General features: G+C 68.5%; 13 protein-coding genes. 9 read left to right on the top strand and 4 right to left on the bottom strand.

Annotated features, from left to right (window positions below; genetic code table 11):
* Window positions 1-112: 112 nt before the first annotated feature.
* A complete protein-coding gene (locus VF536_RS02290; RefSeq protein WP_331613166.1) occupies window positions 113-1,096 on the top strand; it encodes a patatin-like phospholipase family protein in 984 nt (327 codons plus the stop codon).
* On the opposite strand, the gene VF536_RS02285 is transcribed toward VF536_RS02290, so the two are convergent.
* The 3 genes from VF536_RS02285 to VF536_RS02275 form a co-directional block, all read right to left on the bottom strand.
* Window positions 1,065-2,309 carry a hypothetical protein gene (locus VF536_RS02285; RefSeq protein WP_331613165.1) on the bottom strand — a complete coding sequence of 415 codons (1,245 nt, stop codon included), beginning with the start codon at window positions 2,307-2,309 and terminating at the stop codon, window positions 1,065-1,067. The genes VF536_RS02290 and VF536_RS02285 overlap by 32 nt on opposite strands.
* A 90-nt stretch (window positions 2,310-2,399) precedes the next feature.
* Entirely contained in the window at window positions 2,400-2,969 is a 570-nt protein-coding gene (locus VF536_RS02280; protein ID WP_331613164.1) for a YdeI/OmpD-associated family protein, read from the bottom strand.
* Window positions 2,970-3,097: 128 nt separating this feature from the next.
* Complete coding sequence (locus VF536_RS02275; RefSeq protein ID WP_331613163.1) at window positions 3,098-4,636, bottom strand: methyl-accepting chemotaxis protein; 1,539 nt, start codon at window positions 4,634-4,636, stop codon at window positions 3,098-3,100.
* A 180-nt stretch (window positions 4,637-4,816) separates the two neighbouring features.
* Between VF536_RS02275 and VF536_RS02270 the strand changes: the two genes are divergently transcribed.
* Entirely contained in the window at window positions 4,817-5,533 is a 717-nt protein-coding gene (locus tag VF536_RS02270) for a TetR/AcrR family transcriptional regulator (protein WP_331613162.1), read from the top strand.
* Between the two features lie 253 nt (window positions 5,534-5,786).
* Here VF536_RS02270 and phaP read toward each other — a convergent pair whose 3' ends face one another.
* The gene (gene phaP, locus VF536_RS02265) at window positions 5,787-6,344 is read right to left on the bottom strand and encodes a TIGR01841 family phasin (RefSeq protein WP_088403355.1); all 558 of its coding nucleotides are present in this window, start codon (window positions 6,342-6,344) and stop codon (window positions 5,787-5,789) included.
* Window positions 6,345-6,520: 176 nt separating this feature from the next.
* Here phaP and VF536_RS02260 point away from each other — a divergent pair, with 176 nt between their 5' ends.
* From VF536_RS02260 to VF536_RS02230, 7 genes are all read left to right on the top strand, one after another.
* Window positions 6,521-7,459 carry a histone deacetylase gene (locus VF536_RS02260; RefSeq protein WP_331613161.1) on the top strand — a complete coding sequence of 313 codons (939 nt, stop codon included), beginning with the start codon at window positions 6,521-6,523 and terminating at the stop codon, window positions 7,457-7,459.
* A 25-nt stretch (window positions 7,460-7,484) separates the two neighbouring features.
* Window positions 7,485-7,994 (top strand): cupin domain-containing protein, encoded by a 510-nt coding sequence (locus tag VF536_RS02255; protein WP_331613160.1) that lies wholly within the window; start codon window positions 7,485-7,487, stop codon window positions 7,992-7,994.
* Between the two features lie 44 nt (window positions 7,995-8,038).
* Entirely contained in the window at window positions 8,039-8,518 is a 480-nt protein-coding gene (locus VF536_RS02250; protein WP_331613159.1) for a thioesterase family protein, read from the top strand.
* Window positions 8,515-9,246 (top strand): nitroreductase, encoded by a 732-nt coding sequence (locus VF536_RS02245; protein ID WP_331613158.1) that lies wholly within the window; start codon window positions 8,515-8,517, stop codon window positions 9,244-9,246. The genes VF536_RS02250 and VF536_RS02245 overlap by 4 nt, the downstream gene beginning before the upstream one ends.
* A 98-nt stretch (window positions 9,247-9,344) precedes the next feature.
* Complete coding sequence (locus VF536_RS02240; protein WP_331613157.1) at window positions 9,345-10,328, top strand: D-glycerate dehydrogenase; 984 nt, start codon at window positions 9,345-9,347, stop codon at window positions 10,326-10,328.
* Between the two features lie 13 nt (window positions 10,329-10,341).
* Window positions 10,342-11,730, top strand: coding sequence for a DNA recombination protein RmuC (gene rmuC, locus VF536_RS02235; protein WP_331613156.1), 1,389 nt, complete (start codon window positions 10,342-10,344; stop codon window positions 11,728-11,730).
* The coding region (locus VF536_RS02230; RefSeq protein WP_331613155.1) for an MFS transporter at window positions 11,727-12,272 on the top strand (546 nt) is incomplete at its 3' end. The genes rmuC and VF536_RS02230, both read left to right, overlap by 4 nt.

Raw genomic sequence — 12,272 nt, 5'->3', positions numbered from 1 at the left:
CCCGATCTCCGGGTCGACTTTCGGGTCGATCTCCGGGCCTCGATTTCCGGGGCGCGATTGTGCGTGCGGGCTGCAACAGCTTTGCTACAGAGCTTCCCTAGAATTCCGCGCCATGCCCCGAGACGACCGCGACCTTACCAAGCCTGCCACCGCCGTGCCGGCGTTGCCCTCCCGCCGCCGCTGGCTGACCGCCGCCGGCGCGCTGGGTCTGAGTGCGTTGAGCGCCTGCTCGACCTTCACGCCGTCCGTGGCGCCGCCGCCGGTCGTGACAACACCCGACCCCGAACTGCCGACGCCCGTCACGCCCAAGCCGATCCCCAAGCCGCCGCGCGTGGGCCTGGCGCTGGGCGGCGGCGCGGCGCGCGGGTTTGCGCACATCGGCGTGATCCAGGTGCTGGAAGAGAACGGCATCAAGGTCGATCTGGTCTGTGGCACCTCGGCCGGCAGTCTCGTCGGCGCGCTGTATGCGGCGGGCCGGACCGGCAAGGAACTGCAGACGGTCGCCGAGGCGATGGACGAAGGCGCCATCACCGACTGGACCTTCCCGATGCGCGGCCTGATCCGCGGCGAGGCGCTGGCGCGTTACGTCCGCCAGATGACGGGCGGACGCGGGTTGGAGCAACTGCCGCTGCCCTTGGGCATCGTCGCCACGGACCTGGGCGACGGCTCGCCGATCCTGTTCCGGCAGGGCGATGTGGGCACCGCGGTGCGTGCGTCGAGTGCGGTGCCGGCGGTGTTCCAGCCGGTCAAGATCGGCAACCGCGAGTACGTGGACGGCGGCCTGGTCGCGCCGGTGCCGGTGCGCTTCGCCAAGCAGATGGGCGCCGAGTTCGTCATCGCCGTGGACATCGGCGAGCCGCCCGATCCCAAGATCCCCGGCGACGCGATGCGCATGCTGTTGCAGACCTTCTCGATCATGGGCAAGTCGATCAACCAGTACGAGCTGCAGGGCGCCGACGTCGTGCTGCGGCCCAAGCTGGACGGCTTCAGCGGCTCGGACTTCACCACGCGCCGCCGCGCCATCGCGCTTGGGCGCGAGGTCGCGACGGCGATGCTGCCGGAGATCAGGAAGAAGATCGCGGCGAAGACGCGGTGACCGGCTGTTGGATCTGACGAGCGCTTTTGCCCGGGGCTGCCGGAGGCTTGGGGACAGAGGCGCGACGTCGCACCATGGCCACCGTGTGAATCTCGTGATCCGAGCAGGAGCGCCCACTTTGTGGGGTGTAGTCGACCGTGATCTCGCCCTGCGGGGTGTTGGAGCCTCGCGCCAGGACCAGTGAAGCGTCACGCGCCGCGTCATCATCCGAAACAAGTGCGTGCGTGTCGTCGAACAGGTTGTCCGGCCACCCCGCTGCACCGTAGTAGCGGACCCGATCGTTTCCTCTGAGCAAGATGCCGATGGACAGCTCTCCGCCGTCGCTCACGTCGATCCATCGCGGGGAGGTCTTCTCGACCGACGAGGTCTGCCCGAGCACGCCGACGCCTCCTGTCGCTGTCACGACGGTACTGGCGGACCAATCACTGCCTTGGACTTTGAAAGTCAGATACGACGGGCTTCTCACCTGAGATGCACGAGGTGCAGCGCGCATTCGCAGGATCCAGCCGACCTCTTCGCTCTGGAGCCACCCCGGAACCTTTGCTCGAAAGGTGCAACCGAACTGATCTTCTTCCGCGTCGGGCAAACGTTCGCTGAACAGCACCTGCCACGGTGTCTGGCACCAGTGACCGGCGTGCTCTGCCTCGTACCCGGTGAATCCCACGTTCCGGCGCATGGTGCGGCCGCAGAACAGCGGGGATGGAAGCCATGAGCCCCGCGATCGCCGCACATTGGCGGGGACGAAGTACTTGGCGGGCAGACATGCGGTTCCGTCGAATGACAAACACATGGTGTCGCCGTTCGGCGTGGTCGACAACACCTGGGGATGTCCTGTTGCTGTGTGATCCATCCAGGTGGCAAACAGCGCGGCGTAGGCCTTGTTACACCAATGATCCACGACCTCGTAGCCGGTGCGTTGGCGACTCTTGCCACCCCATCGAGGATCGTTGCATCGCAGCGGCTGGGCCTTGGCCGGATCTGGCGCGTTGATGCTGCAAGCGGTCTTGCTGCTGTTCTCGCTGTAGCAGCTGAGATGGCCATCCGCTTCGAGCCGGTAGTGGTGGTTGTTCCACGACTTCCATTCGGTGGGCAGGAGCGTCTCTGCCGAAGTGGCGGGTGCGGAAGTGTCCGCGAGTGCGGCACCCGCAGCGCAGAAGAGCATCATCGACAGGGCCGCGCGGCGCGGCGAGACAGGACGGAAGGGCGGTCGCAAGATCAGGACTCCAGGGGATGGGGAGGTCTGATCAGTGGTCGCACGTGGCAACCGTCCCATCGGCCCGGCCTGTCCAGCAGGCCGGCGAACTCAGAGCCGTTCGCCGCGCGCGCTCGCCTCGATCAGCTTGTCCAGGCGCGCGAGCTGCGTCTCGGGCTTCTTCGCGCTGAGGATGTGCCAGATGCTGGTGCGGCGGTAGCCGTCCGGCTGCGCCTGGAAGAACGCCCAGGCCTTGGCGTCGCGCATGAAGATGACCTCGTGCGACGGCGAGAACTCGACCAGTTCCTTTGGCTGCTCGAATGCGTAGACGCGCGAGCGCTCCTCCTGCCGCCGCTCGAACGCCGCGAGACCGGCGGGCTTCATCCGACCTTCCTGGATCAGCGCCTCGGCGCGGCCAATGTTGACGGCGCTCCAGATCGACACCGCCTTGCGCGGCGTGAAGCGGATCTTGTAGCGCTTGTCGTCGATGCGGGTGCGCACGCCGTCGATCCAGCCGTGGCACAGCGCCTCGTCGACCGACTCGGGCCAGGCCAGGCTGGGCTCGCCCGTGGCGCGCTTGTGGAAGCCCACCAGGACCTCGGTGGCCGAGGCGGCGTGCTCGTCGAGCCAGGCGCGGAACGCCGCGGCGCTGGCGAAGAAGATCGGGGTGCGGGTGGCCATGAGGCCGCAGTATGCCCGGCACTTTCTGACCCCTCTTCCGCAGGCGGAAAAGAGGCATACCGGCACCTTTCTTGCGCCCTTTCCCGCTTGCCGGAGCGTGTGGGGGTGAGGGCCTGCGGCCTCCGCAGTCAGTTCACCTTGAACACCGAGACCACCTCGGACAGCCGCTGCGCCTGCTCGCGCAGCGAGCCGGAGGCCGCGGTGGATTCCTCGACCAGCGCGGCGTTCTGCTGCGTCATCTGGTCCAGGTTGGCGACGGCCTGGTTGACCTGCGCGATGCCGTCGCGCTGCTCGGTGGCCGCCGCGGCGATCTCGCCCATCAGGTCGGTGACGCGGCGCACGCCGTGGACGATCTCGTCCATCGTGCGGCCCGCCTCGGCGACGTCCGACGTGCCCGCCTCGACCGTCTCCACCGAGCGGTTGATCAGCGTCTTGATCTCCTTGGCCGCTTCGGCGCTGCGTTGCGCGAGCGAGCGCACCTCGCTCGCGACGACCGCGAAGCCGCGGCCCTGCTCGCCGGCGCGTGCGGCCTCGACCGCCGCATTCAGCGCCAGGATGTTGGTCTGGAACGCGATCCCGTCGATCGTCCCGATGATGTCGGCGATGCGGGTCGACGACGCGCTGATCTCCTGCATCCGCGCCACCACCTGCCCGACGACCTTGCCGCCGCGCGCGGCCGATTCGGCGGCGCTGCCGGCCAGCTGGTTGGCCTGGCGCGCGGTGTCGGCGGACTGGCCGACGGCGCTGGTCAGTTGCTCCATGCTGGACGCGGTCTCCTCGAGGTTGGCCGCGGTCTGTTCGGTCCGCGCCGACAGGTCCTGGTTGCCGACGGCGATCTGCGAGGAGGCGCTCGACACCGACTCGACCCCGTCGCGCACCTGCGCCACCACCGACTGCAACTGGCCGACCATGCGCATCAGCGCGGTCTGCAGCTGGGCGACCTCGTCGCGGCCGCGGACGCGCAGCGTGCGGGTCAGGTCGCCCGAAGCGACCGCCTCGGCGATCGCGACCGAGGCCGCCAGCGGCCGCGTGATCTTGCGGGTGATCACGAAGCCCAGCGTCGCGCCGATCACGACGGCCAGCAGGGTCATGCCGGCGATCATCCACCGGCTGCGGGCGTAGATCTGGTCGCCCAGGTCGTCGGCCGCGGCGGCACCGACGGTATTGATCTCGACCAGTTCGTCCACGGCCTTGCCCATCGCCTCGTAGGTCGGCAGGCTGTCGACGGCGACCAGACGCTTGCCTTCCTCGTCGTCGCCGCGGACAGCGGCTTCGACCAGCTTGACGTTGCTCGCTTCGTAGCTCGCCCACAAGGCGCGGATCTGCCGGAGCTTCTCGCCTTCTGCGGGCGAGGACACCATCGGCTCGTACGCCTTCAGCTTCTGCTCGATGCTCTGGCGACCCAGCGCGACCTTCTCGGCATAGCTGGCGCGCGCATTGCCCTCGGTCAGCAGCAGCCGGTACTCACGGGTGCGCAGCCGCGTGACCTCCTGGTTGATGGCCTGCGCCGCGCGGGACGAGGGCAGCCAGTTCGACGCCATGTCGGTGGCGGTGTCGTTGACGCGGCCCAGCTGGAACAGGGCCAGCCCGCCCAGCAGCGCGGTGATCAGGAGGACGCAGAAAAAGGCCAAGCTGAGCTTGGCGCCCACGGACAGGCGGTCGAGCATGAGGGACTCTTTGCAGGTGGAGAAACCCGCAGGAGAGGCGCGGGCATGCCGTTTGCACCTATTCTCGTACGTGTACGGAATTGGTAATGATGGGGAGAAGCCAGGGTTCGTGAGGATTTAACGTGACCCCTGGTATGAGTTAACGTACACCGACAATAACCTTTGGATGTAGGGAACGCCGTGCGAAACACCGATCAGGACTCCGACCGCGAGCGGCCCCGGCTGCGGCGCGGTCCGGCCGAGATGGCCGCGCTCAAGCGCGAGATGCTGGAGCGCGCACGCAAGATCTATCGCGACGAGGGTGTGGAGGCGCTCAGCATGCGCCGGCTGGCGCAGGAGCTCGGCATCTCGACGATGGCGATCTACAGCTACTTCGAGAGCAAGAAGGCGCTGCTGGACGGCCTGTGGATCGAGGTGTTCGAGTCGCTGACCGACGAACTGCTCGACGCCTCCAAGGACCAGCGCGGACCGCGCAAGGTGCTGGAGGCGCACACCCGCTGCCTGCTCGACTTCTGGGAGCGGCACCCGGAGCAGTTCCGCATGATCTACATGTCGCTGACGCAGACCGGCACGCTCGAGGAGATCGGCCAGGCGCAGCAGCCCGTCTACAACCGGCTGCTGGGGCTGATGCGGGAACGCGTCGCCGCCTGCGCGCCGGACGGCTTCGAGCCCGGCGAGGTCGCGATCCGCTCGATGTGCGACCAGATGTCGGTCCGCACAATGGGCTACCTGATGATGGTGATCGGCCTGCCGCGTTACCCGCTCTACGACCGCGAGGCGCTGCGTGAGTTCACCGTCCAGGGCGTGCTGCGCGACGTGGCGGACCAGTACGCGCGCTTTGCCGCGAGCCCGGTGGTCCCGGCGGCGCCTTCGGCCTCATCGACGGCGGCGGACTGAGCCGGGAGGCTCACGCGGCGGTCACGCGCCCACCACGCGGGCATCCGGGCGATTGCCGGAGCACCGGCCCGGTGCCCGTGACACCGAGTGGGGCGCCTCGGCAGACGCGAGGTCGGTCGATGGCAGCGGGACGCCGGCCAACGGACGCGCACAGGCGAAAAAAAAGCCCAGCTTGCGCTGGGCTTTGAAGGGCACTTGGGAAGCTTGACTTCCTTGGGTACCGAGGAGACAACCGATACGGCAACTTGCTCGCTCAGGCCGTGGCGCGCTTGGCGCTGCGGGCGGCGGTCTGGGTCGCCTTCACCGCCGTGCTGGTCACGGCGTTGAAATTGGATTCCGCGATGTCGGTGGCTTGCTTGGCGGCCTTGTGCAGGCTTTCGTAAGCGTTGTTGGCCGCAGCCACCGCCGACTTCACCAAAGCAACAGCATTTTCCGTGCCAGCCGGTGCGTTCTTGGTCGCGTTGTCCACGACGGCGCCGAACTTGACCTGGGCGTCAGCCACTTGCGACTCGGCCAGCTTGACGAACTCCGAAGAGGTCGAGGTGGCGATGTCGTACAGGTGGCGGCTGTAGGCCACGGCCTTTTCAGCCGACGGTTGCAGCAGCGCGGTCTGCAGGGCCCACAGTTCCTGCGGATCCTTGACGGTGATGGCTTGCTGGGCGGTTTCGGCGGCTTCGCCGAGGGCAGTCTTGGCGACTTGCAGGTTCAGTTCGACCAGCTTTTCATAGCCTTCGAAAGCCTTGGCAGTCAGGCCGAACCACGAGGCTTGCAGGTTCTTTTGTTGGTCGAGCACTTGGTCAGCAGTCAGCATGCGAAATCTCCTTGAGGAATGAGGTCAGCCGGGGACAACGCGGCGGGCTGAGCGCCGTCGCCACACATTTGTTGCGGTGCAGCATGGAATCAGTATAGGACCGGCGGCGATGATTGCAAGCACTTTTTGTGCATTGCAGCAAAGTTCGGGTTCCGCGCTCTGCTAGGGTCCTGACCATGCTCGCCTTCCATTACGACCATTTGACGTTGGCGCTTCCGCCGGGTCATCGATTTCCGCAATCCAAGTACCAGATGCTGCGGGAGCGGGTGGAGCGGGAACCCGGCGTGATGCGGCCCCAGGTGGCGGAGGCCGCCGGCCCGGAGGCGCTGGCGCTGGTCCACACGCCGGACTACATCGACGCCGTCCTGCACGGTACCTTGAGCGAGTCGGCGCAGCGCGAGATCGGTTTTCCCTGGGCGCCGGGGTTGCCGCGGCGCTCGTTGTGCTCGGTCGGGGCGACCATCGCCGCGGCCCGCGCCGCCCTGGAGGAGGGCGTCGCCGCCAGCCTGGCGGGCGGCACGCACCATGCGTATGCGGACAAGGGCAGCGGGTTCTGCGTGTTCAACGACGTCGCGGTCGCCGCACGGCTGATGCAGGCCGAGTGGCACCGCCGCCACCCGGAGCGCCCGGGGCTGCGCGTGCTGGTGGTCGATCTGGACGTCCACCAGGGCAACGGCACGGCGAGCATCTTCCGGGACGACGACAGCGTGTTCACGCTCTCGATCCATGGGGAGAAGAACTTCCCGTTCCGCAAGGAGGCCAGCGACCTGGACGTGGGTCTGCCGGACGCCTGCGGTGACACGGTCTACCTCGCGGCGCTGGAGGATGCGCTCGGGGAGGTCTGGCGACGGATGGCGGACCGGCCGCCGCAACTGGCCTTCTACCTGGCCGGCGCCGATCCGCACGAGGGCGACCGGCTTGGCCGCCTGAAGCTCAGCGCGGACGGGCTGTTGCGCCGCGACCGGATCGTGCTGGATGCGCTGCTCGAACGCCGCATTCCGGTCGCGCTGAGCATGGCCGGCGGCTACGGCGAGGACCTGAGCGTCACCGTCAATGTGCAGATGCGGACGCTGGAGGCCGCGGCGTTTGCCTGGGAGCGCTGGAAAAATCACTGACGCCGTTTCGTTTCAGGAACCGCGCATGTTTCCCGACCTCTCGTCCTATTCCAATCCGCCCCTTGAGCCCCCGGTGCACTGCTGCGCTGCGTCCGAGTCGCCGGGCGCGCCGCCGGCGCCTGAAAGCGTGCGCCTGCTGGACGAGGTCCGGCATCTCTCGCGGACCTGGACGGGCCAGTCGTTCCGGCTCCCGGAACCGCACGTGGCCATCGTGACGCCGATGACGATACGCCCGGGCACCCAACTGCCGGTCCATCTCCATCCGTTCCCGCGCTTCGGTTGGGTGGAGCAGGGCGCGATCCGCGTGGTGCAGGTCGAGTCGGGGCTGGCGAGGGTCTTCCGCGCGGGTGAACTGATCACCGAATCGATCGGGCAGCACCATTACGGCGAGGTGGTCGGCAAGGAGGCCGCGGTCCTGAAGATCCTCGATGTGGTCCCGCCGGGGATGACGTCGAACACCGTGTTGCGGGATGCCGGATCTGCGACGTCGACCCCACATGACGTCTGCCATGCGTTCCAGGCGATGTTCCAGTAGCCCGCGCGACACCTGACCCCGCGCGGCGGTGGAAGAATCGGCGGATGAGCGCTGACGCCCCCGCCGCCCCCACGCCCGTCGTCGAAGCCCGCCCGGCCCCCGAGCCGCGCGAGGCCTTCGCCCGATTCCTTCCGGTCCCGACGCGCTGGATGGACAACGACGTCTACGGCCATCTGAACAACGTCGTCTACTACAGCCTGTTCGACACGGCGGTGAACCGCTACCTGATCGAGCAGGGCGCGCTGGACCTCCATCACGGCGAGGTCATCGGCCTGGTGATCGAGACGCACTGCAACTTCTTCGCCTCGCTGGCCTTCCCGCAGCAGGTCGAGGCCGGCCTGCGGGTCGCGAAGCGCGGCCGCTCCAGCGTCCGCTACGAGATCGGCCTGTTCGCCGAAGGCGAGCCGCTGTGCGCCGCGCGCGGACACTTCGTCCATGTGTATGTCGATCGCGAATCGCGGCGCCCGGTGGCGCAGCTGCCCGAGTCCTACGTGAGAGCGCTCAGCGCGCTGGAGATGCCATGACCTTCCCCGCGTCCTTTCCGGATCCCTTTGTCTCCCCGACACCGGAGCAGTCCGCCGCCGTCGACGCCGCGATCGTCACGCGGCATTCGATGCGCGCATTCCTGCCGACGCCGGTGCCGCGCGCCCTGATCGAGGAGCTGCTCGCCGTCGCCGCCCGCGCGCCATCAGGCACGAACACCCAGCCCTGGCAGGTCCACGTGCTGACCGGCGCCGCGAAGGACCGGCTGGTGAGCCGCATCCAGTCGGCGTACGACGACCCGGAGGAACTCGCCACGCACGGCGAGGAATACGCCTACTACCCGCGCGAGTGGGTCTCGCCCTACATCGATCGCCGCCGCAAGGTCGGCTGGGACCTGTACGGCCTGCTGGGCATCACCAAGGGCGACAAGCTGCGCATGCACGAGCAGCACGGCCGCAACTACCGCTTCTTCGACGCGCCGGTGGGCCTGATGTTCACCATCGACCGCGTGATGCAGCAGGGCAGCTGGCTGGACTACGGCATGTTCCTGCAGAACCTGATGGTCGCCGCACGCGGCCGCGGCCTGCACACCTGCCCGCAGGCGGCGTTCACGCAGTTCCACCGCGTCATCGCCGAGGAGCTCGGCCTGTCGCCGCAGCAGCAGCTGGTCTGCGGCATGTCGTTGGGCTACGCGGATCCGGACGCGGTCGAGAACACGCTGGTCACCGAGCGCGACGCGGTCGCGTCCTTCACGCGCTTTTTGGAGTGACACGCCGGGGCTGATCTGCGGCAGCAGTGGGCGATCCTCGTGCGGGCCCCCGGTGCGGCCGGCCTACAGTCGACGCTTCCCTGCAAGGAGATGCGTCCATGAGCAAGCCCAGCGTCCTGGTGGCCCGCAAGACCTTCGACGACATCGTCGACCGGCTGCGTCCGCACTTCGAAGTCGAGACCAACGACAGCGACACCGGCTGGTCGCAGGACGAGCTGATCCGGCGCCTGCAGGGCAAGTCCGGCGCATACATCGCCGGCGGCGACAAGATCGACGCGAAGCTGCTCGACGCGTGTCCGGACCTGAAGGCCATCTGCACGATGGCCGTCGGCTACAACAACATCGACGTGCCGGCCTGCACCGCGCGCGGCGTCGTGGTGACCAACGCGCCGGACGTGCTGACGGAGACCACCGCCGACTTCGGCTTCGCGCTGATGATGGCCACCGCGCGCCGCATCACCGAGAGCGAACACTTCCTGCGCCGCGGCGAATGGAAACAATGGTCGGTGACGATGTTCGCCGGCGCCGACATCCACGGCGCGACGCTGGGCGTGCTCGGCATGGGCCGCATCGGCGCGGCGATCGCGCGGCGCGGGCACCTCGGCTTCGGCATGCCGGTGATCTATCACAACCGCTCGAAGCTGCCGGCCGACCAGGAAGGTCCGTTGGGCGCGCAGTGGGTGGAGAAGGACGAACTGCTGCAGCGCGCCGACCACCTGGTCATCGTCGTGCCGTACAGCGCGTCCTCGCACCACCTGATCGGCCAGCGCGAGCTGCGCCTGATGAAGAAGACCGCGACGCTGACCAACATCGCGCGCGGCGGCGTCGTCGACGACGCGGCGCTGGCCGCCGAGCTGCGGGCCGGCACCATCGCCGCCGCGGGCCTGGACGTGTTCGAGGGCGAACCGACGGTGCACCCGGACCTGCTCGCCTGCACGAACGTCGTGCTCACGCCTCACATCGCCAGCGCCACCATCGCGACACGCCGCGCGATGAGCGATCTGGCGGTCGACAACCTGATCGCCGCGCTGACCGGCGGCGTTCCTCCGACGGCCTTGAATCCCGAGGTGCTCAAGCGCTGAGAGAATCGGACGCATGTCCTTTCCCGACCTGCTGCAGCTGAGCCTCTCCGGGCTGATCCTGATCCTTCTCGTCGTGGTGCTGCTCACGCGGCGACGGTCGTCGGACGGTGACACGGCAGCGGCGCTGGCGCCGCTGATGCAGCAGTCGGGCGAACGCCTCGAGCGCCTGGAGCGCGCGCTGCGCGACGAACTCGGCCGCGGCAACGCCGGGCTGCGCCAGGAGACGCTGGCGACGCTGACGCAGTTCCAGCAGGCGCTGGGTCAGCAGGCGGCGCGTGCGCGGGAGGCGCAGGACGCCGCCGCGTCCCGCATGACCACTGTGCTGACCGAGCAGTTGCAGGCGCTGGGGCAGCGCAACGAGGTCGGCCTGGCCGAGACGCGCCGCACCGTCGAGGCCCGGCTGCAGGCCATCCAGCAGGACAACGAGAAGAAGCTCGAGCAGATGCGGGCGACCGTCGACGAGAAGCTGCACGCCACGCTGGAACAGCGCCTGGGTGAGAGCTTCAAGCAGGTCGCCGAGCGGCTGGAGCAGGTCTACCGCGGCCTGGGCGAGATGCAGACGCTGGCGCGCGACGTCGGCTCGCTGAACCGGGTGCTGACCAACGTGAAGACGCGCGGCATCTTCGGCGAGGTGCAGCTCGCGGCGTTGCTGGAACAGGTCTTCACGCCGGAGCAGTTCGCCTCCAACGTCGAGACCGTGCCGGGCACTGGCGCCCGCGTGGAATTCGCGCTCAAGCTGCCGGGTCAGCGCGACGACGGCAAGCCCATCTGGTTGCCGATCGACGCGAAGTTCCCGCGTGAAGACTACGAACGTCTGCTCGACGCCCAGGAGCGCGCCGACGCCCCCGCGGCGGAACTGGCCGGTCGCGCGATAGAGACGCGTCTGAAGCTGGAGGCAAAGAGCATCCGCGAGAAGTACCTCGGTCCGCCGCACACCACCGACTTCGCGCTGCTGTTCGTGCCCACCGAGGGCCTCTACGCCGAGGCGCTGCGCCGACCCGGTCTGAGCGAGGCGCTGCAGCGCGAGCACAAGGTGATGCTGGTCGGCCCGACGACGCTGCTGGCGACGCTGTCCAGCCTGCAGATGGGCTTCCGCACGCTGGCGCTGGAGAAGCGTTCGGCAGAGGTGTGGGACGTGCTGCGCGCGGTGAAGACGGAGTTCGGCAAGTTCGGCGACGTCCTGGCGAAGACGAAGAAGAAGCTCGACGAGGCCAGCAACAACATCGAACTCGCCGAGCGCCGCACCCGTGTGATGACCCGTGAGCTGAAGTCCGTCGAGGCGCTGCCCGAGGACGAGGCCGCGCGCGTGCTGAAGCTCGGCGCCGCGGGCGATGTCGGGCACGGTCGCGACATCGGCGCCGATGCCGGCGCCGACATCGAGGACGAAGGCGCCGCCCGATGAGTAACGACGCATCGGCGGCGAGGGGCTACACCGGCTTGAACGCCGGTTTTGCCGCCGTCATCGCGTCGCTGGTCGCGGTGCATGCCTGCATGGCGACGACGCGCGTCGCGGCCACGCTGTGGGTGCTGAACCAGGGCTACGGCGGCGGCTTCGTCGGCGTGCTGCTGAGCCTGTTCGCCGTCGCGCCGCTGGGGCTGTCGCTGTGGGCCGGCCGTCTGGCCGATCGCCACGGCTTCCACAAGCCGGTGGGCATCGGCGTGGCGATGGCCTTCGCCGGCGCGGTGCTGGCGCTGGTCGCGCAGGTCCTGGGCTGGGTCTGGCTGCTGGCGCTGGGCTGCCTGCTGTGCGGCGGCGCGGTTGCGGTCGCGGCCGTCGCCATCCAGCGTGAAGCGGGCCTGATGGCGCACGACGCCTCGCAACTCAAGCGCGTGTTCAGCTGGGTGGCGCTCGGCCCGGCGCTGTCCAACGCGTTCGCGCCGGTCATCACCGGCATCGTCATCGACACGGCCGGGTTCACCGCCGCGCTGGTGCTGGCGACGCTG

Source organism: Roseateles sp. (assembly GCF_036486225.1).
In the GTDB taxonomy this organism is placed as follows: domain Bacteria; phylum Pseudomonadota; class Gammaproteobacteria; order Burkholderiales; family Burkholderiaceae_C; genus Roseateles.
The sequence above is the reverse complement of the archived record's forward strand: the minus strand, read 5'-3'. Positions and strand labels throughout refer to the sequence as shown.